Origin of the sequence: Pseudomonas sp. PvP089 (genome assembly GCF_017875165.1) — a bacterium.
In the GTDB taxonomy this organism is placed as follows: domain Bacteria; phylum Pseudomonadota; class Gammaproteobacteria; order Pseudomonadales; family Pseudomonadaceae; genus Aquipseudomonas; species Aquipseudomonas fortuita.
The window spans coordinates 6,321,322-6,343,291 of sequence record NZ_JAGGME010000001.1 but is presented as its reverse complement, the minus strand read 5'-3'; the positions used below and the strand labels follow the sequence as shown (position 1 = coordinate 6,343,291).

General features: G+C 62.5%; 20 protein-coding genes. 12 read left to right on the top strand and 8 right to left on the bottom strand.

The window, feature by feature from the left end:
* The first annotated feature begins 29 nt into the window (after positions 1 to 29).
* From J3A71_RS28860 to J3A71_RS28835, 6 genes are all read left to right on the top strand, one after another.
* Positions 30 to 647 carry a c-type cytochrome gene (locus J3A71_RS28860; protein WP_016484277.1) on the top strand — a complete coding sequence of 206 codons (618 nt, stop codon included), beginning with the start codon at positions 30 to 32 and terminating at the stop codon, positions 645 to 647.
* Positions 648 to 798: 151 nt separating this feature from the next.
* Positions 799 to 1,431: a thiol:disulfide interchange protein DsbA gene (dsbA, locus tag J3A71_RS28855; RefSeq protein ID WP_016484278.1), complete on the top strand. Its 633-nt coding sequence runs from the start codon at positions 799 to 801 to the stop codon at positions 1,429 to 1,431.
* 12 nt (positions 1,432 to 1,443) lie between these two features.
* Positions 1,444 to 2,298 carry an endonuclease/exonuclease/phosphatase family protein gene (locus tag J3A71_RS28850; RefSeq protein WP_016484279.1) on the top strand — a complete coding sequence of 285 codons (855 nt, stop codon included), beginning with the start codon at positions 1,444 to 1,446 and terminating at the stop codon, positions 2,296 to 2,298.
* Between the two features lie 27 nt (positions 2,299 to 2,325).
* Positions 2,326 to 4,248: a GGDEF domain-containing protein gene (locus J3A71_RS28845; protein ID WP_096425436.1), complete on the top strand. Its 1,923-nt coding sequence runs from the start codon at positions 2,326 to 2,328 to the stop codon at positions 4,246 to 4,248.
* Positions 4,249 to 4,327: 79 nt separating this feature from the next.
* The gene (locus J3A71_RS28840; RefSeq protein WP_016484281.1) at positions 4,328 to 5,116 is read left to right on the top strand and encodes an N-acetylmuramoyl-L-alanine amidase; all 789 of its coding nucleotides are present in this window, start codon (positions 4,328 to 4,330) and stop codon (positions 5,114 to 5,116) included.
* Positions 5,117 to 5,320: 204 nt separating this feature from the next.
* Entirely contained in the window at positions 5,321 to 6,919 is a 1,599-nt protein-coding gene (locus J3A71_RS28835; protein ID WP_016484282.1) for an EAL domain-containing protein, read from the top strand.
* A gap of 14 nt (positions 6,920 to 6,933) precedes the next feature.
* Here J3A71_RS28835 and J3A71_RS28830 read toward each other — a convergent pair whose 3' ends face one another.
* The gene (locus J3A71_RS28830) at positions 6,934 to 8,715 is read right to left on the bottom strand and encodes a KinB sensor domain-containing domain (RefSeq protein ID WP_016484283.1); all 1,782 of its coding nucleotides are present in this window, start codon (positions 8,713 to 8,715) and stop codon (positions 6,934 to 6,936) included.
* Positions 8,712 to 10,058 (bottom strand): sigma-54-dependent response regulator transcription factor AlgB, encoded by a 1,347-nt coding sequence (gene algB / locus J3A71_RS28825; protein WP_016484284.1) that lies wholly within the window; start codon positions 10,056 to 10,058, stop codon positions 8,712 to 8,714. The genes J3A71_RS28830 and algB overlap by 4 nt, the downstream gene beginning before the upstream one ends.
* 210 nt (positions 10,059 to 10,268) lie before the next feature.
* On the opposite strand from algB, the gene J3A71_RS28820 reads away from it, so the two are divergent.
* The 6 genes from J3A71_RS28820 (at position 10,269) to J3A71_RS28795 (ending at position 15,775) form a co-directional block, all read left to right on the top strand.
* Positions 10,269 to 11,090 (top strand): BON domain-containing protein, encoded by an 822-nt coding sequence (locus tag J3A71_RS28820; RefSeq protein ID WP_096425438.1) that lies wholly within the window; start codon positions 10,269 to 10,271, stop codon positions 11,088 to 11,090.
* A gap of 174 nt (positions 11,091 to 11,264) precedes the next feature.
* Entirely contained in the window at positions 11,265 to 11,555 is a 291-nt protein-coding gene (locus J3A71_RS28815; protein WP_016484286.1) for a hypothetical protein, read from the top strand.
* A gap of 43 nt (positions 11,556 to 11,598) precedes the next feature.
* Positions 11,599 to 11,760: a DUF1328 domain-containing protein gene (locus tag J3A71_RS28810; RefSeq protein ID WP_003252966.1), complete on the top strand. Its 162-nt coding sequence runs from the start codon at positions 11,599 to 11,601 to the stop codon at positions 11,758 to 11,760.
* A 2-nt stretch (positions 11,761 to 11,762) separates the two neighbouring features.
* Positions 11,763 to 12,233: an inhibitor of vertebrate lysozyme family protein gene (locus J3A71_RS28805; RefSeq protein WP_096425440.1), complete on the top strand. Its 471-nt coding sequence runs from the start codon at positions 11,763 to 11,765 to the stop codon at positions 12,231 to 12,233.
* 746 nt (positions 12,234 to 12,979) lie between these two features.
* Complete coding sequence (gltP, locus tag J3A71_RS28800) at positions 12,980 to 14,308, top strand: glutamate/aspartate:proton symporter GltP (protein WP_016484289.1); 1,329 nt, start codon at positions 12,980 to 12,982, stop codon at positions 14,306 to 14,308.
* Positions 14,309 to 14,545: 237 nt separating this feature from the next.
* Positions 14,546 to 15,775: a spore maturation protein gene (locus J3A71_RS28795; RefSeq protein WP_060519857.1), complete on the top strand. Its 1,230-nt coding sequence runs from the start codon at positions 14,546 to 14,548 to the stop codon at positions 15,773 to 15,775.
* Here the strand turns inward: J3A71_RS28795 and J3A71_RS28790 are convergent.
* The 6 genes from J3A71_RS28790 to J3A71_RS28765 all read right to left on the bottom strand — a co-directional run bounded on the left by J3A71_RS28790 (position 15,757) and on the right by J3A71_RS28765 (position 21,940).
* Entirely contained in the window at positions 15,757 to 16,392 is a 636-nt protein-coding gene (locus J3A71_RS28790) for an ABC-type transport auxiliary lipoprotein family protein (RefSeq protein ID WP_016484291.1), read from the bottom strand. The genes J3A71_RS28795 and J3A71_RS28790 overlap by 19 nt on opposite strands.
* Complete coding sequence (locus J3A71_RS28785; protein ID WP_016484292.1) at positions 16,389 to 17,327, bottom strand: MlaD family protein; 939 nt, start codon at positions 17,325 to 17,327, stop codon at positions 16,389 to 16,391. Before J3A71_RS28785 ends, J3A71_RS28790 begins: the two co-directional genes overlap by 4 nt.
* A 3-nt stretch (positions 17,328 to 17,330) precedes the next feature.
* A complete protein-coding gene (locus tag J3A71_RS28780; RefSeq protein ID WP_016484293.1) occupies positions 17,331 to 18,122 on the bottom strand; it encodes an ATP-binding cassette domain-containing protein in 792 nt (263 codons plus the stop codon).
* Positions 18,119 to 19,252: an MlaE family lipid ABC transporter permease subunit gene (locus J3A71_RS28775; protein WP_016484294.1), complete on the bottom strand. Its 1,134-nt coding sequence runs from the start codon at positions 19,250 to 19,252 to the stop codon at positions 18,119 to 18,121. The genes J3A71_RS28780 and J3A71_RS28775 overlap by 4 nt, the downstream gene beginning before the upstream one ends.
* Before the next feature lie 113 nt (positions 19,253 to 19,365).
* A complete protein-coding gene (locus J3A71_RS28770) occupies positions 19,366 to 20,388 on the bottom strand; it encodes a DUF5924 family protein (protein WP_016484295.1) in 1,023 nt (340 codons plus the stop codon).
* A gap of 145 nt (positions 20,389 to 20,533) precedes the next feature.
* A complete protein-coding gene (locus J3A71_RS28765; RefSeq protein ID WP_016484296.1) occupies positions 20,534 to 21,940 on the bottom strand; it encodes a pitrilysin family protein in 1,407 nt (468 codons plus the stop codon).
* Positions 21,941 to 21,970 lie beyond the last annotated feature (30 nt).

Below are 21,970 nucleotides of genomic sequence, written 5' to 3'. Positions count from 1 at the left end.
TTTCACCCTTAGCCGTGTTGGATTAGCTGATGAACAAACTAGTCGTGAGTCTGCTGTTGACCCTGGGTGTCGCAGGTGCGGCCACTGCTGCGCAAACTGTCAAGGGCGATGCCGCCGCCGGTCAGGCCAAGACGGCCGTCTGTGGCGCCTGCCACAACCCCGACGGCAATAGCCTGGCACCGAACTTCCCTAAACTGGCCGGCCAAGGCCAGCGTTACCTTGAAAAACAACTGCACGATATCAAGTCGGGCAAGCGCACGGTGCTGGAGATGACCGGCATGCTGGCCGCGTTCAACGACCAGGACCTTGCCGACATCGCCGCCTATTTCTCCAGCCAGAAAGGCAGCGTGGGTGCCGCCGATCCCAAGCTGGTCGAACGTGGCCGTGCGCTGTTCAATGGTGGCGACCTGGAGAAAGGCATGCCCGCCTGCACCGGTTGCCACTCCCCCAACGGCGCAGGTATTGCTTTGGCCGGCTTCCCGCACCTGAGCGGCCAGCACTCGCAGTACGTGACCAAGCAGCTCACGGACTTCCGCGAAGGCAACCGCACCAACGATGGTGATGCCATGACCATGCGCACCATTGCCGGCAAGCTGAGCAACCACGACATCGAGGCGTTGGCCAGCTACATCCAGGGCCTGCATTAACTTTCGGTTAATGTTGTAGGCCAATGATGAAAGGGCGGCCGGGCCGCCCTTTTTTCAGTCCGCAGCCGTTACACTACAGAACTCGACCCCTTCCCGGCCTGTCTCAGTGCAGGTAGGGTCGTGGCGACCTATGACTGCTCAGGAGTAAAGCATGCGTAAACTGATTCTCAGCGCCGCGCTGGTCGCTGCCAGCGTATTTGGTATGACTGCCGTCCAGGCCGCCGAGCCTGTTGCTGGCAAGGAATACTTCGAGCTGAGCAACCCTGTTCAGGTTTCCGTGCCTGGCAAGATCGAAGTGGTCGAGCTGTTCTGGTACGGCTGCCCACATTGCTACCACTTCGAGCCGGTCATCAACCCCTGGGTTGAAAAACTGCCACAGGATGTCAACTTCAAGCGCGTACCGGCCATGTTTGGCGGCCCATGGGACGCTCATGGCCAGATGTTCCTGACCCTCGAAGCCATGGGCGTCGAGCACAAGGTGCACGCCGCGGTGTTCGACGCCATCCAGAACCAGAAAAAGCGCCTGACCGACCCGCAGGACATGGCTGACTTCCTCGCCACCCAAGGTGTGGACAAGGACAAGTTCCTGGCCACCTTCAACTCGTTCGCCATCAAGGGCCAGGTCAACCAGGCCAAGGAACTGGCGAAGAAGTATGAAATCACCGGCGTACCGAGCATGGTCGTCAACGGCAAGTACCGCTTCGACCTGGGTACCGCAGGCGGGCCGAAAGAGGTGCTGGACGTCGCCGACCAACTGATCGCCAAGGAGCGCGCCGCCAAGTAGGCGGCGTAACCCATGCCCCGCTTCAGAACCACGCGTGGCATTGGCCTGCACCAGCCGCAGGTCAACGAGCATCACCTGCAGGCCTCCGGCCTGCCCGAGGATGGTCGACTGCGGCTGCTCAGTTTCAACATTCAGGTCGGCATCAGCACCGAGCGCTACCGGCATTACCTGACCCGCAGCTGGCAGCACTTGCTGCCGCACAACGGGCGTGCCGGCAACCTGCAGAAGATTGGTGAATTGCTGGCCGACTTCGACCTGGTGGCCTTGCAGGAAGCCGACGGTGGCAGCATGCGCTCGGGCTACGTCAACCAGGTCGAACACCTTGCCCAACTGGGGGCCTTCCCTTATTGGTATCAGCAGCTCAACCGCAACCTTGGGCGTTTTGCCCAGCACAGCAATGGCGTTCTCAGCCGGCTGAAGCCGCAACTGCTCGAAGATCACCCGTTGCCCGGCCCGGCCGGCCGTGGGGCGATCCTGGTGCGTTTTGGTGAAGGTGAAGACGCCCTGATCGTGGTGATGATGCACCTGGCGCTAGGAGCCAAGACCCGCGCCCTGCAACTGGGTTACATCCGCGAGCTGATTGGCGGTTACCGCCACCAGGTGCTGATGGGCGACATGAATACCCATGCCGCCGACCTGCTGGAGCACTCGCCGTTGCGCGATCTGGGCCTGATTGCCCCGCAAGTCGAGGCAACCTTCCCCAGCTGGCGTCCGCAGCGTTGCCTGGACCATATCCTGCTCAGCCCAAGCCTCACGCTGGAGCGTGTCGAGGTGTTGGCGCGGCCAATTTCCGACCACCTTCCCGTTGCTGTCGAGATTCGATTGCCTGATGCATTGACTGTGGATACGCTGCCGGCCTTGAGCTAATTGCCATCACCGTTTGCGGACCCCGGCATGACTGAAGACGCTGAGCGCTGGAAAGAAAAATACCTTAAAAGCATCGAGCAGCAAGAAAAGCTCGAACGCCGCTGGGACGCCCGTCTCGACCTGCTGCGTCGTGGTCTGGTGCGCAGCACCCTGGCTGCCGAAGGCAGTGACAAGGTGGTGGACGCGTGCATGAAGGAGATGCGCGAGGTTATTCGCAGCGACAACATGGATGCTGGCCTCGCCGGGTTGATTCCGCGCCTGGAAAAAGCGGTGCTGGACTCCGAACAGCGCCGGGAAACCCGCATGAATCAGGTCAGCGATGCGTTGGCCGCGCTGGTCGGCCAGCTGCAAGGCTTACCGCTGCCCAGCGATATCTCGCGGCCGTTGAAAAAGCTGGCAAAAAAACTCGATGGTGGGGTTGCCCAGTCCCGCGATCTGCCGCCGCTGTTGGGCGAGCTGAGCGGCCTGCAGGGGCTTGCACTGTCGGCCCTTGGCAAACAGGCGGACGAAGCCCGGCCCGGCTTTTTGCAACGGTTGTTTGGCAGCCGTGAGGACGACCCACAAGGCGAGCCTGTGCCGGTGCCGGTGCCGGTGCCTGTTGCTGAGGCGCCCCAAGCTGTACAGGCCAGTACCGAAGCCCCGCAGCGTGACGATGTGGATGCGCTGCAACCGCTTTCCGCTTCGGCCGCCGAAGCGATCAGGTTGCCCGAACCGGATCTGGAGGTGTCTGGCCCGGCGCTGATCGAAACAATTGAAACATCAGCCGCCCAGCCGCCCCAGGATGATGCGCCCGAGCTGGGGGCTGACGTCAGCGAACCTCTGGCAGAAGCACAGCCGGCACCCACGCTCGAAGAAACCTTCGGCGAAGACGGCCCCTATGCCCTGCCCTACGCGGTTGAACCGCCGTACAGCCAGGTTGCGGCGCACATCGAAAAGACCCTGATCGGCCTGCTCGATGACCTGAGCCTGCCCGAACGGCACAAGGCTCAGGCGCTGGAAATGCGCGAGCGAGTTGCCCGTGGCCTGAACTGGTACGAGCTGATCCCGGTGCTGGATGACCTTGCCGTGCTCATGCTGGCGATCACTGACAGTGGCCAGCACGAATTCGAAACTTATCTGCAACAGCTCAATGAGCGCCTGGAAGGGTTCCAGAGCCACCTGCACGAGGCCAGCGCCGGCCACGCCGACAACAGCTTTGCCGCTCGCGAGCTGGATACCCAGTTGCGTGAGCATGTCGATGGGTTGCAAACCAGTGTGCAGGGCGCCGCTGACGTCGATAGCCTCAAGCACATCCTGGAAAACCGCCTGGAAGGCCTGCTGGTCACCATGGACGAGCACAAGCACGAACGGGATCGCCGCGAGCAAGAGCTGGCGGGGCGCCTGCAAGGCCTGTCCGAGCGGGTGGCAAACATGGAGCACGAAGCGCTCGGTTACCGCGAGCACCTGGAAGAGCAGCGCCAGAAAGCCCTGCTTGACCCCCTCACCGGCCTGCCCAACCGCGCGGCCTGGAGTGAGCGGGTAGAGCGCGAAATGGTCGAATGGCAAGAGAACGGCGGCCATCTGGCCATGGCTATCCTCGACCTGGATCACTTCAAACGCATCAACGACAGTTATGGGCACCTGGCGGGTGACAAGGTACTGAAGATTGTTGCGGACCAGTTACGCAAGCGCCTGCAGGGTCGTGACTTCATCGCCCGTTTCGGTGGTGAGGAATTCGTCCTGCTGCTCCCTCAGAGGTCGCCGGCTGCCGCTGCCCAAGTGGCGGAAGTCATGCGGGCCACGGTGGAAGCCTGCCCGTTCCACTTCAAGGGCGAGCGGGTGGTCATTACCACCTCCATAGGCCTGGCTGCGTTTCGCTCCGGGGAGCGCGCCGATCAGGTACTCAAGCGCGCCGATGCGGCGCTGTACCGGGCCAAGGAGCAGGGCCGCAACCTGGTCGAACAGGGCTAGCCTGCAAACACTGACCCACGGTAAGCGCGGCCATGGGGAGCACGTTATACTGTAGCGCTGATTCGCTGAGGCCACTGACGTGCTTTCTACGCTAAAAAAAACGCTGATCCCCTTTCTGCTGTTGTCTATCGCCGGTTGCTCGACGGGCCTGCGCATTGACCGCAGCCACCCCTCGGCCAACCAGGACAACCGCATCCAGTTCGTTGTCCTGCATTACACCAATGCTTCGCTGGAGCGCTCCCTGGCGTTGCTTACCCATGGTGAGGTCAGCAGCCATTACCTGATCGGCGACGGCCCGGCGACGGTGTATCAACTGGTGGATGAGAACCGCCGTGCCTGGCATGCCGGTGACAGCCAGTGGCAGGGGCGCACCTGGCTGAACTCCTCGTCCATTGGGATCGAGATCGTCAATCCGGGGTTTACCGACACACCGAACGGCCGGGTCTGGCACCCTTACAGCGAAGCGCAGGTGCAATCGCTGATCGCGCTGCTCAAGGACATTGTCAAACGCAACAACATCGAGCCGCGGCACATCATCGGCCACAGCGATATTGCCCCGTTGCGCAAGCTGGACCCGGGGCCGCTGTTCCCGTGGAAGCGCCTGGCTGATGCCGGGCTGGGTATCTGGCCGGATGCCAACGCTGTGGCGCGGCAGCAGGCCTACTTCAGCGTCAACCCGCCAGGCATTGGCTGGTACCAGCAGGAGCTGGCGCGGTTTGGCTATCAAATCGAGCAGACCGGGGTGCTGGATGTGGCCACCCGGCATGTGATTGCCGCGTTCCAGATGCGCTTCCGCCCTCAGCGCTTCGACGGCATGCCGGATGCGCAGACGGCAGCGATGCTGCAGGTGCTTAACCGCATGCGCTGAGCCCTGCAGGAGCGGCCTTGTGTCGCGAACGGGCCCCAAAGCGGCCCCGGTGACCAGGCAAAAGCTGAGATCCCGGGGGCTTTGCAGCCCGTTCGCGACAAGGCCGCTCCTGCAAAGGCCTGCGTAAACTGCGGATAAGCGCCAAACGGTGAGGGTGATTCTCGATTCAGTTGCTATACCTTAGTTATCAACTGGATGCCTTTGATGTCAGCCATCATCACCCTGCTGCGCCAAATTTTTTACCGTCCCTGGATGCTGGCCTCCTTGGCAGCGCTGGCCAGCGCCGCCCTGTTGCTCTCTGCCAGCATTGGCATTGCCCTGCAACAGATGAAGCAAAGCGAGAGCGAGCAGATGAACGCCCAGGGCGAGCGATTTCTCGACCGCCTCGAACAAGTGTTTGGCCAGTTGCGTGAAGGGGTCGACCTATTACAGGCGCAGCCCTTGCGTGGCTGCAGCCCGGCGATGCTGGCGGCGTTGCAACAAGTGGGCCTGAGCTCGCGCTTCATTTATGAAGCGGCTTATGTGGACGGTGATGTCGCCTGCTCCAACCGTGGCGATGAGCGGGCGTTCGAACCTCTGCGGGCACCCGATATTCAGGGCCCGACCTACAGCTACTGGTTGAACACCACCACCGAACCCAACGAGAACCTGGCTGCACTCATGCTGGGCCGGGGCAAGTTCGTGGTCTCCACCTCGCGCGGGCACCTGACCGACGTGGTCGATCTGCCCCCGGGCGGCAGCCTGGTGGTGGTGCTGGACAACGGTGCCCGGGCCATTCCGGTACTCGGCCCGCCCCAGGTATGGCCACCGCCCTCCGCATGGTCGAACGGCCACAAGTCATTGCTGGAACTCAGTGATCGGCTGATCTACCGAATGCCGACCAAGTCGCCGGATTACCAGCTGGTGCTGATAGCCCCGAGGGCGAGCCTGCCGCTGAGGATGAACGGCATGCTCTGGTTGCTGTTCCCCGGTAGCGTGCTGGCGGCCTGCTGCATCGGTTGGCTGGTACTCCAGTTGATCCTGCAACGACGGTCGATGAGCTCGGAGTTGCAGAATGCCTTGCGCCGTGGCGAGCTGCAGGTGCTCTATCAGCCAATCATCGAGCTCGACAGCCGGCGTTGCGTGGGTGCCGAGGCGCTGGTGCGCTGGCGTCGACCGGACGGCACCCTGACCAGCCCGGACTTGTTTATTCCGCTGGCGGAGAACACCGGGCAGATTCGCCAGATCACCGATTTTGTCCTGCAACGGGTGCTTGAACAGCTTGGGCAGCTACTGCGCTCGCACCCCAAACTGTACATATCGATAAACCTGGCGGCATGCGATGTGATGGTGCCGCGTATTGGTCGGGTGGCGGCCCGCCTGTTGGCCTTGCATCGAGTGGCACCCAGCCAGATTGCCTTTGAGGTGACCGAGCGTGGCCTGATCGATGTGGTGGTAGCCCGTGACAACCTGCAGGCGCTGCGCGCCGTCGGGCATCAGGTGCTGATCGACGATTTTGGTACGGGTTATTGCAGCCTGGCCTACCTGCAGACCTTGCCGGTGGACTGCCTGAAAATCGACAAGGCGTTCATCGATGCCCTGGGCCATGATGCCGCCAGCAGCGGCGTTGCCCCCCATATCATCCGCATGGCCCATGACCTGCACCTGCGGGTGATCGCCGAAGGGATCGAGTTCGAGGACCAGGCGGTGCTGCTGAACAGCGAGGGGGTCAACTATGGCCAGGGCTGGCTGTTTGCCCGGCCTCTGAACGCCCGGCAATTTGCCGAGCTGGTGACCCGCGGGCACCTCCCGCGGCGGGTATAGGCGCGTTACCGCATTCAGACCGGCAACGCCATGTAGAACTGGGTCCCCTGCCCCGGTCGGGAAAATACACCCATGCGACCGCCGTGCAGCTGGACGATCTCCTTGCACAATGCCAGCCCCAGCCCAGCGCCGCCTTTCTTGCGACCTACCTGCACGAAGGGTTCGAAGATGCGCCCCTGCTGCCCATAGGCGATGCCCTCGCCGTTGTCCTCGACGCTGATGATGACCCGTTCCGCATGCCGCCGGGCATGCAGGCGGATACGCCCGCCGTTGGCAGTATGGCGGACGGCGTTGTGCAGCAGGTTGTCCAGCACGCGGTCCAGCTGGGCGGCATCGGCCTGGATGCGCGGCAGCGGCGCTTCCAGTTCCATGGTCAATTCGATCTGCTTGTGCGCTGCCTGCTCCGCAAACCGCAGTCGCGCCCGCTCAAGCAGCTCGTCGAGGGAGCATGGGGCCAGGTCCAGCTTCTGCAGCCCGCTCTGGTAGCGCGAGAAGTTCAGCAGGTCGTTGATCAGCTGGGTCAGGCGCTGCATTTCTTCGCCGATGGTTTCCAACAGGTCGTTCTCGCGCGCCTCGGGCGGGAATTTTACCCGCTCGCGCAACAGGCCGAAGGCCATGTGCATGCCAGTCACCGGGGTACGCAGTTCGTGGGAGGCGCGCAGCACGAACTCGCTGCGCACCCGCTCGAAGGCCCTTTGCTCGGTCACATCGTGCAGCACCATCACCGCACCCAGGATTGGCCCCTGCGGGTGGCTCACCGGGGTCAGGCTGTAGGTGAGCAGGCGTGATTCCTCATCAACCTCCATGTTCAAATCGTCAGGTGGGCGGTCGAGGTTGCCTCCGCGTAGCACCTGGCGCAGCTGTTGCTCAAGCTCGGGGCGCTGCAAGGCTTCTGCGAGGCTGCTGCCGACGCGGCTGTCGTTCCAGCCCAGCTGGCGCTGCGCTACCGGGTTGAGGTGCTCGAGGCGGCCTTGGCGGTCGATGATCAGCAGACCGTCGTCAATGCTGTCGAGCACGGCCTGTAGACGTTGCTGACCAGCCAGCAGTTCGTCAACGTTGGTGGCCTGGTGCTTGCGCAAGGCATCGGCCATCAGGCCAAAGCGACGGGTCAGCTGGTTGAGCTCGGACGCCTGAGTGACCGGCAAGGTGACGTCGAAATTGCCTTTGCCCAGCTGGTCGGCCGCCTTGGCCAAGGCTTCGATCGGCTGGCCGAAACGCCGGGCGATGTTGTGCGCGGTGATAAAGCCCAGTACCAGCACCACCAGGCCCATCAGGCCCAGTACACCGCTGACCAGCAAGGCTCGGTCACGGGTGCGTTCCTCGCTACGGGTAATCAGGTCCAATGCCTGCTTGTGGGAATCGATCAGGTCGCTGCGGACCTGGTTGAATGCGGCCCCCAACGGCTGATCGAGACCCATGCTGCGAGCGGGTGCGGCGCTGTCGCGATAGGCCTGGAGGAAGGCCTGGTAATTGCTGCTGGCCTTGCTGAAACCGGTGCGTTCACCGCCTTGCTCCAGCCCTTGATTGAGCAGGGCCTGGAAGTTTTCCTGTAGCAGCCGCAGGCTTTCCGGGGCGGTGTCTTCATCCAGGATCAGGGTCAGCTGTTCGCCCAGGTTCTGGCGCAACTTCAGGCCCACTTCCAGGGCATGGGTGGTTTCACGCACCAGCTGCTGTTGCACTGTGGCCATCTGCAGCACGCTGACCAGGCCCAGCAGGAGCCCTAGCAATGCCACGGTCACCAGCGCCGAGATGCTGAGGAAAAGCCGCGTGCGCAGCTTCATGGGTGGCCACTTCATAGGTTGTACTGCTTGCGCTTGCGGTACAGGGTTGAAGCATCGATGCCCAAGGTCTTGGCGGCTTGGTCCAGGGTGTCGCTGGCGGCCAGCACGGCGCCGATATGGGCGCGCTCCAGCTCATCCAGGCTCAGGGCGGCGCCCACGCGCGGGGCATTGCTGGCGGGTTGTTCGCCCATGCCCAGATGGCTGATTTCCACGCGTTCCTGCGGGCAAATGATGCTGGCCCGTTCCACCACGTTGCGCAGTTCGCGAATGTTGCCAGGCCATCGGTAGTTGAGCAGGGCCGAGCGTGCCTCGTCACTGAACCCGCGAGCGGGGCGGGAGTATTCCTTGACGAAGCGGGCAAGGAACCGGTCCGCCAGGGTGAGGATGTCCTCACTGCGCTCGCGCAGCGGTGGCAGGTGCAGTGTGATGACGTTCAGGCGGTACAGCAGGTCTTCACGGAAGCGGCTTTCGCGCACCATCTCTTCGAGGTTCAGGTTGGTAGCGGCCAGAATACGCACATCTGCACGTCGGGTAACCGGGTCGCCTACGCGTTCATATTCCTTGTCCTGGATGAAGCGCAGCAGTTTGGGCTGCAAGGTCAGCGGGAAATCGCCGATCTCGTCGAGGAACAGCGTGCCACCATCTGCCTGGCTGACCCGCCCCAAGGTGCTTTCGCTCGCGCCGGTGAAGGCGCCACGGGTATGGCCGAACAGCTCGCTTTCCATCAGCTCGGCGTTAAGCGACGGGCAGTTGATGGTCACGCAGGCTTTGCGTGCACGCTTGCTCCAGCCATGGATCGCCCGTGCCAGCTCGCCCTTACCGGTGCCGGACTCGCCCAGGATGAGGATGTTGGCGTCGGTGGTGGCGACCTGGCGGGCGGTTTCAAGCACCGCCATCATGGCCGGGCTATGGGAGTCGAGGCCGTCCTTGGGTTTGCGGACTTCACCTTCCAGGGCTTCCAGGCGCGCTGAAAGCTGGCGCACCTCCAGTTGCTTGGCCGTGGCCAGGCGCAACTGGTCGGGGCTGCACGGTTTGACCAGGTAGTCGGCAGCGCCGGCCTGAATCGCGTCTACCGCAGTGTCGATCGCCGAGTGCGCGGTAACGATCACCACGCGCATCCACGGGGCCTGGATACGCATCTGCGCCAGCACATCGAGGCCGTTGTCTTCACCGAGGCGTAAATCGAGGAAGCACAGGTCGAATACCTGTCGCTGCAGCAAGGTTTCGGCCTGGGCGGCGCTGTTGGCCGTGGCCACGCTGTATCCCTCGTCTTCCAGGCAGTAGCGGAAGGTGCGCAGGATCGCGGACTCGTCATCCACCAGCAGAATGCGGCCTTGGTTGTCCTGGGCTGATTCCATTTCCTGTGCTCCTTAGGGATAGATCTTTATTTAGTGTGGGAAAAATCGGGCAAGTTGCATGGTCAATTCTGAAGGATTCTGTCCTTTGCATGCTAGCCAACGGCCAAACGATACGTAAAAACCGCTATTTGCCAATGATTTACTTAGAGGCACGCACTGGCACATTGGTTGCGATGTTTTTCAGATTTTGCCTACGAAGGAGGAACAGCCATGCCCTTTTCCCTGCGTACTGCCGTTTTGGCAGCCACCCTGCTGCCAATTTTCACCCCGGCCGTGGCCGACCCGGTGCAGGACGCGCGCCTGGAAGGTGCCCTGCAAACCGCACTGGCACTGAACCGCATGCTCGACCCATTCCGTATAAAGGTTGAAGTGGACGGCAAGCAGGCGCGGCTTTCCGGTGAGGTGGAGAGCGAGGTCGAGCGGCAGCTGGCCGAAGATGTGGCCCGGGCCACCCGGGGCATCGAACACGTTGAGAACCAGTTGCAGGTCAATGCCCAACTGGTCGAGCGCCCGCTGGAGCAGCGTGCCTACGCCCAGCGCCTGGAGGACGCCACCCTGGCGGCGGTGATCCGCGCCCGGCTGTTGTGGAGCCGCACCACCGAAAAAGCACCTATAGAAGTACAGAGCAGCGACGGCGTGGTGACGTTGCGCGGCAGGGTCGACAGTGCCGAAGCCAAGGAGCTGGCAGGCGTGGTGGCGCGTACCACCGACGGCGTGCACTTGGTCAATAACCTGATCAGCCTCGATACCGCCGCCATGGCCAAAGCGCGGGAAACGCCGGTGGGGGCGCCAACCGGGCCGCAGCCGAGTGACAGCTGGATCATCGACAAGATCCAGAGCAGCTACCGCTTCAGCCGCAACCTCGATGGCCTGAACCTGAAGGTGGCCAGCGAATCGGGGATGGTCAGGCTGTCGGGTGAGGTGGTCAGCGCTGAGCAGAAAACCATCGCCGTGGAGATCGCCCGGCAGATCATCGGCGTACGCGGGGTAGATGCCGACCTGCTCAAGGTGGCGACCAAGGTTGAGGGGTGATCGTGCAATTCGCACGACCCTGTAGGCGACATCGTGCAGGATACGTCCTCGCGGTTCACTCGATGATTATGTAAGTGATTGATTTATAAGCATTTTAATTAAATCAAAAGGCTGGCATGCAGGCTGCAATTACCTGTTCAGGTTTGAACAAAAATTACAGCAGGAGGAGCCGGCATGAACCGCCAATCCGTCAACCGCTCACAGATCGCCGCACTGCCTTTGCGCCAGATGCTCACGCTTGGCATGGCGCTGCTGCTGACCTTGGCTGCTGGCCTCTTCTATTACAGCTGGCAGACAGCGCGTCTGGCTGACCAGGTGGCAGCTCAAACTGCCCTGTTGACGCAAATTCAGGCAACCCGTGCCAACACCCTGGTCCAGGCGGCTGACCGCCTGCCAGCGGGCCAGGCCACTGCCTCACCGGCCACCCTGGAAAATGTCGTACCCCGGGACCGCTGGGTTTTCTGACCTGCCGACCCGATCGATTCCGCAAAAAGAAAGGAGAACTACCATGCTGAGCTGGGCTATCACTTTCCTCATCATCGCCATTGTCGCTGCCGTACTGGGCTTCGGTGGTATAGCGGGCGCTGCGACGGGTATCGCCAAGATCCTGTTCATTGTCTTCCTGGTGTTGTTCGTAGCCTCCTTCTTCTTTGGACGTGGACGAGGTTGAAGATGGGCAGGAAGCTTTGTTCGGCCCTTGCCGCCGCCCTGTTGCTGGGCGGCAGCGCGGCGGCCATGGCGGCCAATGACGGCCAGGTCCGGGTCGACCAGTTGCTCGGCTCGGACCCGGAGTATCGGGATACCTGGCAGGACACGATCAAGGGCGAGGAACGACTGCCCGATTGGGTAGTCAATCTGACCGGTAGTGCCCAGCAGCAGATGTCTGCCGTCACCGAAGACGGCGACAAATACTTGGTCGGCCCCCTGTGTGAAAAACAGGACAACTGTACCTACAAGCGGCTGATCGTGGCCTTCAGCTGGGACAAGGATGATGCCTACGGGATGCTCGTGGAGGTACCCGAGGGTTTGCCCAGCGACAAATCGCCCACTCGCCATGCGCAGTACCGCTGGCTGGGCAAACCCGATGACGGCATGAAGGCGATGCTGCAGGAGCAGCTCAAACGTGACCCTAACTGGTACTGAGCATTTTTTTGCCGGTATTGCGGTGAAAGGGTATCGACTGTCACGTAATAGAAGCTGAACCTTTCTATAGTTCAGCCTTCTATGATGCGCCGCCCCGAGGAGGGGCAGCACATGACCAAGGGGCCGGGCTGTTCTGGTTGCTAGAGAACCGGAGTGGCCTAGGGGTACAGGGAGTGCCTCCAGCAATGGGCCGGGTCAGGAAAGGCGGAATCGGAAGTATCAGGTCGGCGGTGTCACAGGGACACCTTGCAGACCTGACTTCCGAGGAGCCATGTAGGAAACGTCCCTTCCCTTGCGCGTTTTTTCCCTCAAGACACATTTTGTCTCGACCGTACATCAACTTTTTTTCGACCTCGATGGCGCTTCTTCAAGTGTCATTTCCGCCATTCGGATTGTCGAACAGGCCATCTTTCATGTGCTTTGCATACCGTCAAATCTGCCGAAATATGGCGGTTTGGACTTGTTCGGGATTCCGAACGTTATAAATCAAGCACTTGCCGACGCTCTGTTTTAGTGCAAGTCGATATGCGTAAACGGCATGGGGTATGCGTTTCCGGCATTAGATTTCCCCCTTTGCCATCGCAATAGTTGCCGCCTTTTTCGCTGGCACGAGCGCCCTGTCGCTCGCCTGCGCTGTCCTTACATGAAGTCGCCGGAAGGAAGATTTGCTGCCCGTGACCTGGCCTATGGCTTTGTCACGGGCGTTTTCGTCCGGTGCCATGACCACTAGAACAAAGGGTAAAGACATGAAGAAGGCAAAACTGAGCCTCGCCTGGCAGATCGTCATCGGTCTGGTCCTGGGCGTTGCAATCGGCGCGCTGCTGAACCACTTCAGCGCGGAAAAGGCATGGTGGATCAGCAACGTTCTCCAGCCCGCCGGTGACATCTTCATTCGCCTGATCAAGATGATCGTCGTCCCGATCGTGATCTCGTCGCTGATCGTGGGTATCGCCGGGGTTGGCGACGCGAAGAAACTGGGCAGTATCGGCCTGAAGACCATCATCTACTTCGAAGTGGTGACCACTATCGCCATCGTCGTGGGTCTGGTGCTGGCCAACCTGTTCCACCCGGGCGCCGGCATCGACATGAGCACCCTGGGTACCGTGGACATCTCCAAGTACCAGGCCACTGCGGCTGAGGTGCAGCATGAGCACGCGTTCATCGAAACCCTGCTCAACCTGATTCCGTCGAACATCTTCGCAGCGCTGATGCGTGGCGAAATGCTGCCGATCATCTTCTTCTCGGTAATGTTCGGCCTGGGCCTTTCTAGCCTGCAGGCAGAACTGCGTGACCCGCTGGTACGCACCTTCCAGGCTGTATCGGAAACCATGTTCAAGGTCACCCACATGATCATGAACTACGCCCCGATCGGCGTGTTCGCCCTGATCGCCGTGACCGTGGCCAACTTCGGCTTCAGCTCGCTGCTGCCGCTGGCCAAGCTGGTGCTGCTGGTGTACTTCGCCATCGCCTTCTTCGCCTTCATGGTGCTGGGCCTGGTAGCCCGCGTGTTCGGCTTCTCGGTGATCAAGATCATGCGCATCATGAAAGATGAGCTGATCCTGGCCTACTCCACCTCCAGCTCCGAAACCGTGCTGCCGCGTGTGATCGAGAAGATGGAGAAGTACGGCGCACCGAAGTCGATCTGTTCGTTCGTGGTACCGACCGGCTACTCCTTCAACCTTGACGGTTCGACCCTGTACCAGAGCATTGCGGCCATCTTTATTGCCCAGCTGTACGGTATCGACCTGTCGTGGAGCCAGCAGTTGCTGCTGGTGCTGACCCTGATGGTCACCTCCAAAGGTATCGCCGGCGTGCCGGGCGTATCGTTCGTGGTCCTGCTGGCCACCCTGGGCAGCGTAGGCATCCCGCTGGAAGGCCTGGCCTTCATCGCAGGTGTCGACCGCATCATGGACATGGCCCGTACTGCACTGAACGTGGTGGGCAACGCCTTGGCTGCACTGGTCATCGCGCGCTGGGAAGGCATGTACGATGCGGCCAAAGGCGAGCAGTACTACGCCTCGCTGATGGCCGACAAAAAGGAAGCTGTAGTCGCTGGCGAAACCGCCAAGCGCTGAGCCTTACCGCTGTTTGATAAAGAGCCCCGACCTGTCGGGGCTTTTTGTTGTCTGTGAGATCTTGGGCCGCGTTGCGGCCCTATCGCGACGCAAGGCCGCTCCCACAAGGGCGGGCGTTCACCGATCTTTGTGGGAGCGGCCTTGTGTCGCGATACGAGGGGGCAGCCCTCGCCTGCGATCGCCAGTCAGGGGCTGCGATACGCTATCATTCGGGCATTTTTCAGGGGGTACACGCGGATGCTCAACGGCCTTTGGCTTGGCTTTTTCCTGGTGGCGGCGGTGTCCGCCCTGGCCCAATGGCTGGTAGGCGGGAACGCTGGCATCTTCGCGGCAATGGTCGAAAGCATCTTCGCCATGGCCAAGCTGTCGGTCGAGGTGATGGTGCTGCTGTTCGGCACACTGACCCTGTGGCTGGGCTTTCTGAAGATCGCCGAGAAGGCCGGTATCGTCGAATGGCTGGCCAAGGTGCTGGGCCCGCTGTTTGCCCGCCTGATGCCGGAGGTGCCGCCCGGCCACCCGGCTCTTGGCCTGATAACCATGAACTTCGCCGCCAACGGTCTGGGCCTGGACAACGCCGCCACGCCGATTGGGCTCAAGGCCATGCGCGCGCTGCAGGAGCTGAACCCCAGCAGCACCACCGCGAGTAACGCGCAGATCCTGTTCCTGGTGCTCAACGCCTCGTCGCTGACGCTGCTGCCAGTCACTATCTTCATGTACCGGGCCCAGCAGGGCGCGCCAGACCCGACCATGGTGTTTCTGCCCATCCTGCTGGCGACCAGCGTCTCGACCCTGGTCGGCCTGCTGTCGGTGGCAGTGATGCAGCGTTTGCGCCTGTGGGACCCGGTGGTACTTGCCTACTTCATCCCCGGCGCCTTGCTGCTGGGAGGGTTCATGGCCTTTCTCGGCACTTTGTCGGCGGCCGCGCTGGCCAGCCTGTCGTCTATCCTGGGCAACCTCACGCTGTTTGGCGTGATCATGCTGTTCCTGGTGATAGGTGCCCTGAAGCGGGTGAAGGTGTATGAAGCCTTTGTCGAAGGCGCGAAGGAAGGCTTCGATGTGGCCAAGAACCTGCTGCCCTACCTGGTGGCGATGCTGGTGGCGGTGGGTGTGCTGCGCGCCTCTGGTGCCCTGGAGCTGGCCCTGGACGGTATCCGTCATGCGGTGAACTGGATGGGCCTGGACACCCGCTTTGTCGAGGGCTTGCCCACCGCGCTGGTCAAGCCGTTCTCTGGCAGCGCAGCACGGGCCATGCTGATCGAGACCATGCAGACCCAAGGCGTGGACAGTTTCCCGGCCTTGGTGGCGGCAACGGTTCAGGGCAGCACCGAAACCACCTTCTACGTACTGGCCGTGTACTTTGGCGCCGTGGGCATCCAGCGCGTGCGCCATGCGGTAGGCTGCGCACTGCTGGCCGAGTTGTCCGGGGTGATCGCGGCGATCTTCGTCTGCTACTGGTTCTTCGCCTGAACCTTCAACTGATCCTGGTTGGCCTGGGCAATCGTCCAGTTCACCACCTGCCCCACCAGCTGGTCGCTGGCCTGACCAAAGCCGGCGACCACCGCTGATACCTGTTTGTCGGCAAGGGGCTGGCGAATCTCGAAGCGCTTGCTGGCCAGGATGCGCTGGTTGCGCCCCTGAACCAGACGGGCATCGTAGCGGATCACCACTTCCACCGCCCCGCCCGGGCGGTATTCACTCTGAAACGCCTGCAACTCGCCAGCCAGCTCGTAGTCGGCCTGCAGGTTGCTGTCGTCGGCACTCAAGCGCTGCACCTGGCCGTCACGCTGGAAACCATCGAGCAGGCGGTTGCGCAGCAGTACCGGGGCCGCATCGCTCCAGCGCGCGCCCTTGTAACTGCTGACCACATCGCCTTGGGGAATGACGGCAATGCGCGGGCCAGCCAACACCTCACTGGCCAGCGGCTTGTTCAGGCGCAATGACCAGTCCAGCGGCGCCGCTGTGCGGCTGGGCTGGTTCACCGGCAGGCGGTAGAGGTCGACGGGCTCGGTCTGGGGCAGGATCGAGCAGGCACTGGCCAGGCTCAGCGAGGCCGCCAGGGCCAGCAGGCGCAACGACGGTTTCATGGCTGGAACTCCTTGTTGTTGTCGCGGCCGAGCAGGTAGCCGCTCGGGTCGGCCTCCAGTTGCCGGGAAATGCCTTTGAGCGCGTTGAGGGTTTCGCGCAGCTCGCGAATGGCTGGGGTTAGCTGGTTCAGGCCTTGTGCGCCGTCGCCGAGGGCCTCGCTGTTGTTCTTGAGCAGGTTGTTGATGGTTGCCGTACTTTCAGCCAGTGACTGCATGGCCTGCTCGGCGCTGCCGATCGCCTGTTTGCCTTGGCTGCCGAGCAGGCCGTTGGCGTTGCGCATCAGCGCCTGGGTTTCGGCCAGGGTCGCGCTGGCCTGCTTGCCCACCTGCACCAGCTGTTCGATGGCCTCGGCGATGCCACCGTGCTGCCCGGCAAAGGCGCCGGTGGTCTTGTCGAGGTTGGCCAGGGTGTTGCTGAGGTGGCCGATGTTGTCTTCCGAGAACATCTGGTTGGCGTTGTGCAGCAGCAGGTTGACGTTGGTGACGAGATCGCTGCTGTCATTGAGCAGGCGCGAGATCGGCGACGGCGAGGCAATGATCACTGGCAGCTTGCCGTCCTTGCCCTTCAGTTCAGGGCTGTGCGGAGTGCCGCCGCTCAGCTGGATGAACGAGTTGCCTGTCACGCCGGCCAGGGTCAGCTTGGCCTGGGTGTCTTCTTTCACTGGGGTGTCGCCGCTCAGGCGCACCCGGGCCAGTACCCGACGCGGGTCCTTCGGGTCCAGCCGCAGGGTAGATACATCACCCACCTTGATACCGTTGTACTGCACCGGGCTGCCGCGCGACAGGCCGGAAACGGCTTCGTTGAACACCACTTCGTAATCCTTGAAGGCGTCATCGACACTGGACTTGGTCAGCCATAGGCCGAACAGCATGGCACCAGCCACCACCAGGACGGTGACCAGGCCGATAAGGACATGATGGGCTCGGGTTTCCATTGCTCAGCGCTCCTGCCTGGCACGGGTGGCAGCCTGCTCGGCTGCGCGCCCGCGTGGGCCGTGAAAGTATTCTTGAATCCAGGCGTCGTTGGTCTGCTCGACCTCGGCCAGCGGGCCGGCCACCAGGACCTTTTTTTGCGACAGCACCGCGATGCGGTCGGTAATGGTGTACAGGGTGTCGAGGTCGTGGGTGATGAGGAACACCGACAGGCCCAGCGCATCGCGCAGCGTCAGGATCAGCTGGTCGAATGCGGCGGCGCCGATCGGGTCCAGGCCGGCGGTGGGCTCGTCAAGGAACAGGATGTCCGGGTCCAGTGCCAAGGCGCGAGCCAGCGCTGCACGCTTGATCATGCCCCCTGACAGCGAGGACGGGTACTTGTCGGCGGCCGAGATTGGCAACCCGGCCAAGGCCAGCTTGACGCCGGCCAGGTGCTCGGCATCGGCGCGGGACAGCCCGGCGTGTTCGATCAACGGCAAGGCCACGTTTTCGGTGACGGTCAGCGAAGAGAACAGTGCGCCCTTCTGGAACAGCACGCCGAAGCGCCGTTCGACCAGTGAGCGCTGTTCTTCGCGCAGGCCCGCAAGGTCCTGGCCGAACACCTTGATCAGCCCTTCATTGGGCCGGCGCAGGCCAATGATGCTGCGCAGCAGTACCGACTTGCCGCTGCCCGAACCACCGACCACGGCCAGGATTTCGCCACGGTAAAGGTCCAGGTCGAGGTTTTCATGCACAACCTGGCGGCCGAAACGGTTGCAGATGCCGCGGGCTTCGATCACTTTTTCCCGAGCATTCACCAGCCCATCTCCATGAAGAACAGGGCGGCCACGGCGTCCAGGACGATGACCACAAAAATCGACTGCACCACCGCAGAGGTGGTGTGTGCGCCCACCGATTCGGCGCTGCCGCTGACCTTGAAGCCTTCGAGGCAGCCGATGGCGGCGATCAGGAAGGCGAAGAACGGCGCCTTGGCCAAGCCCACCAGGAAGTGCTGCACGCCTATATCGGTTTGCAGCAGCGAGAGGAACATCGCCGGCGAGATGCCCAGCGACAGGGCGCATACCACTGCACCGCCGACAATGCCGCAGATCATCGCGATGAAGGTGAGCAAGGGCAGTGAAATCAGCAGTGCCAGTACCCGTGGCACCACCAGCAGCTCCATCGGGTTCAGGCCCAGGGTACGGATGGCGTCGATTTCCTCGTTGGCCTTCATCGAGCCGATCTGCGCGGTGAAAGCGCTGGCGGTGCGGCCGGCCATGAGGATGGCGGTCAGCAGCACGGCGAACTCGCGCAGGAACGAGAACGCCACCAGGTCCACGGTGAAAATGGTCGCGCCGAATGCGGCCAGTACCGTGGCACCGAGGAAGGCCACCACCGCGCCCACCAGGAAGGTCAGCAAGGCGACGATGGGGGCCGCGTCCAGCCCGGTCTGTTCGATATGTGCCACAACCGGCGTGAGGCGCCAGCGGTGCGGTGTCAGGGCGCGGCGTAGCAGGGTCTCGAGGATGACACCGATGAAACCGAGCAACTGCATGGAGTCTTGCCACAGTGTGCCGACGGCACGGCCGATGCGTTCCAGCAGCATCAGCAGGACGTTGCGCTCGGGCTCCTTGACCGGGATGCAGTAGTCCTGGACCGAGCAGTAGACGTTCTTGAGCAGTGCGCGGCTGGCTTCGGGCAGGTCCTCGGCACAGTGTGACAGGCGTTCTGAGCCGAGCAGCTCGGCCAGCAGCGAGGCCCCGGCGGTGTCCAGGCGGCCCAGCTGGCTGAGGTCGGCGACGGTGTCAGCAGTGTAGTGCGCGCGTAGCTGCTCGCTCTCGCGCCTGAGGCTGGCGTAGTGCGCCAGTGTCCAGTCACCGGTTATGCGCAGGCAGGCCGGTTGGCTGCTGGCATCCAGGGTGGCGCTGGGTGGGGTCATAGGCTCCATGCAATTGACTCGGCGCTAAGGCTTAAGGGCTGATCATAGCGCAGCCGGCATGGGCTGTTAGGTGATTATGTGCTGTGTGTTGATGCCCCGGGGGCGCATAGCGCCCCTTTCATTTACTGCGCTGGCGTGTCGTCGACCACCTTGAAACGCAGTACCCCAATCACCTGGCCATCTTCGGTCAGCACCCTCACCTGCCACTTGCCCACCGGGTTTGGCGGGAAGTTCTGCTTGTGGGTCCAGGCCCGGTAGCCTTCCTTGCGCCCGCCATGGATGTCCAGGGCGATGCGGTCCACCTCTTTGCCGTCCTTTTGCCACACATGGTAGATCCGCTCGTTCAGGCCGCGTGGTGCGTTGATGGCGGTGTAGGCGTACAGGCCGCTGCTGCGTATGCGGCTGGCGGCAATTTCGTCCAGCGACTCGCCGGGCTGGCGGTTCAGCACTTCGGTACTCACCGCCACCTCGGTCATCCACAGGGTTGCTGGCGGTACCCAGGAGCGCAGCAGCCAGCCCCCGGCACCGACCGACAGGGTGACCAGCACCAGCGCCACGGCGCGGCGCCAGTTGTTGATCGGGAAGCTGCTGGCCAGGCTGGGGAAAGACAGCGCCATGGCCGCGATCAGGGCCAGCTTGAAACTCTGCGCGGTGGTCAGGTGCAGGATGATCGGCAGCGCGGTCAGCAGGGCGGCGAACAGCGTCAGGGTATGCAGCGCCAGGAACAGCCAGCGCCGTGGTGCCAGCCATTTGTAGTACAGCGGATCGATGATCGAAATCAGGCCTGCGGCACCGAGCAAACCGGTGAACACCAGCTGGCCGCTGTTCCAGGTGGTGGTGATGAAGAAGAACGGCAGCACGAAGAACAGCGTTTCCTGGTGGATCATCTGCGTCGCGTAGCGCAACAGCGGCTGCGGGATTTCGCGGTTGAAAGTACGCGCGAACAAGCCGGTGAGGGTGTTTTCCAGCATCAGCCAGACCCAACTGACCAGCATGAGCACGGCAACCCAGCTGGCCAGGCCGGCTTGGCGGTCGACCAGGATGAAGCTGCCTATACCGGAGAGAAAACCGCCGAGCGCGATGATGCCGGGGTAGCGTTTGAGCAGTTCGATGATGCGCTGGACGATATGGGGAATTTGGGGCATTAGGGGCTACAACAGAAAGGATGAGTTGGCTGTCCGGGCCCCTTCGCGGGCATGCCCGCTCCCACAGGGTTCGGCGATAATGCAGTCCCTGTGGGAGCGGGCGTGCCCGCGAAGGAGGCGGTACTGGCAAAAGGATACCGCCGATTCACCGCTGCCGTGTAGCACCACTCGGCCGTTCAGGCCCATGCCGCCGCCAGCGCAGCAACCCTGCTGCCAGGACCACCCCCACAAGCAAGGCGATCAAGCCGTAAAGCTCGTCATAGCCAAGCAACGGCTTCTCGATGCGCACATAGCCATCTTCCTTGAGCAGTTCTTTCAGCGCCTCGTTGGCCTGTTCAAGGCTGACCTGGCGCAACTTGCGCACCGGGTTCGCAAAACGCCCGTCGGTATAGTCGTTCAGCGCTCCCCAGTAGTAGTCGGCCAGGGCACTGTTGCCCTGGGTGCTCCAGCTTTCCTTGGCCACGCTGGCGTCCTTGATGCGGGCGAAGGTGTCCGGGTCGAGGCCTTCCTTGCGAAGGTGTTCGAACAGGGCCTGCATCACCTTCACTGCCTTGTCGATGTCATCGCGCTCCAGGTCGGCGTTGAGGCTGAGCAGGCCGGTGTCGCCAAAGCTCTCACGCTGCACCGTGGGTCCGTAGGACAGCCCGTTGCGCAGGCGCAGCTGGTCGTACAGCGCCCAGTCCAGGTAGCGTGACAGCAGGTCGAGGGTGGCCTGGTGGTCGTTGTCCAGCACCGGTTCGATGAACAGCCAGTGCAGCTTGACGCCATCGCCCAGCCAGCCGCGGGTCAGGTCGCGACGCTGCTCCGCCTGTTGGGTGATGCTTTCAAGGTTGCGGCGCTCTTCCGGTTCAGTGGCGGGTAGCTCGCCAAAGGTGCGCTCCAGATAGGCCGGTAACAGGCGGTCAAGGCCACCGACCATGATCAGGGTCATGTTGTTGGCGGCGTACCAGCGATCACGCAAGGCTTGCACCTGCTCCAGGGTCATGTCGTCGATATTGGAGCGCTCCGGGCATTTCAGGCCCAGCTCGGTGGCCAGCTGGTCGCTGGCAGGGTGGCCGATGTCCTGGCGGTCGAGCCAGCGCTGCAGGTGGCCATAATGGCCGCCATCTTCGCGCTCGATGATGCGCTTGGCAGTGGTCAGGGCTTTGGCGTCGATGCGGGTATCGCGGATAACCGCCAGCAGCAGGTCGAGGACCTTGCGCTGGTTGCGCGCCGGGGCTTCGATGACAAAGGTGGTGTCGGCGCTGCTGGTGTAGGCGTTCCACTCGCCACCCAGCGCTTGCAGGCGCTCTTCGAGGCCGCCCTCGCCCGTTTCGTCAATGCCGCTGAACAGCAGGTGCTCAAGCAAGTGAGGCAGTTCTTTCTGCTCGCAATCGAAGTCGTCCAGGCCCACCCCGACCACCAGGCGGATTGCCACGTGGTCACGTTCGTAGCCGTTTTTCAGGATGATCTGCAGGCCATTGGGCAGCAGGTAGCCCTCGACTCGCGAGCGGTCGAGGGCCAATGAGGGCAGGCTGCAGATCAGCAGGCAAACGAACATCAGGCAACGCATGGGCGAGCGAGGGTCCTTTTGTAGGCAGAA

Coding starts and splice junctions, on each gene's coding strand:
- J3A71_RS28805 (WP_096425440.1), top strand. CDS start 11,763: ATGGGCAGGAAGCTTTGTTCGGCCCTTGCCGCCGCCCTGTTGCTGGGC.
- J3A71_RS28765 (WP_016484296.1), bottom strand. CDS start 21,940: ATGCGTTGCCTGATGTTCGTTTGCCTGCTGATCTGCAGCCTGCCCTCA.
- J3A71_RS28820 (WP_096425438.1), top strand. CDS start 10,269: ATGCCCTTTTCCCTGCGTACTGCCGTTTTGGCAGCCACCCTGCTGCCA.
- J3A71_RS28785 (WP_016484292.1), bottom strand. CDS start 17,327: ATGGAAACCCGAGCCCATCATGTCCTTATCGGCCTGGTCACCGTCCTG.
- J3A71_RS28795 (WP_060519857.1), top strand. CDS start 14,546: ATGCTCAACGGCCTTTGGCTTGGCTTTTTCCTGGTGGCGGCGGTGTCC.
- J3A71_RS28850 (WP_016484279.1), top strand. CDS start 1,444: ATGCCCCGCTTCAGAACCACGCGTGGCATTGGCCTGCACCAGCCGCAG.
- J3A71_RS28830 (WP_016484283.1), bottom strand. CDS start 8,715: ATGAAGTGGCCACCCATGAAGCTGCGCACGCGGCTTTTCCTCAGCATC.
- J3A71_RS28815 (WP_016484286.1), top strand. CDS start 11,265: ATGAACCGCCAATCCGTCAACCGCTCACAGATCGCCGCACTGCCTTTG.
- J3A71_RS28860 (WP_016484277.1), top strand. CDS start 30: ATGAACAAACTAGTCGTGAGTCTGCTGTTGACCCTGGGTGTCGCAGGT.
- dsbA (WP_016484278.1), top strand. CDS start 799: ATGCGTAAACTGATTCTCAGCGCCGCGCTGGTCGCTGCCAGCGTATTT.
- J3A71_RS28770 (WP_016484295.1), bottom strand. CDS start 20,388: ATGCCCCAAATTCCCCATATCGTCCAGCGCATCATCGAACTGCTCAAA.
- algB (WP_016484284.1), bottom strand. CDS start 10,058: ATGGAATCAGCCCAGGACAACCAAGGCCGCATTCTGCTGGTGGATGAC.
- gltP (WP_016484289.1), top strand. CDS start 12,980: ATGAAGAAGGCAAAACTGAGCCTCGCCTGGCAGATCGTCATCGGTCTG.
- J3A71_RS28810 (WP_003252966.1), top strand. CDS start 11,599: ATGCTGAGCTGGGCTATCACTTTCCTCATCATCGCCATTGTCGCTGCC.
- J3A71_RS28775 (WP_016484294.1), bottom strand. CDS start 19,252: ATGGAGCCTATGACCCCACCCAGCGCCACCCTGGATGCCAGCAGCCAA.
- J3A71_RS28845 (WP_096425436.1), top strand. CDS start 2,326: ATGACTGAAGACGCTGAGCGCTGGAAAGAAAAATACCTTAAAAGCATC.
- J3A71_RS28790 (WP_016484291.1), bottom strand. CDS start 16,392: ATGAAACCGTCGTTGCGCCTGCTGGCCCTGGCGGCCTCGCTGAGCCTG.
- J3A71_RS28835 (WP_016484282.1), top strand. CDS start 5,321: ATGTCAGCCATCATCACCCTGCTGCGCCAAATTTTTTACCGTCCCTGG.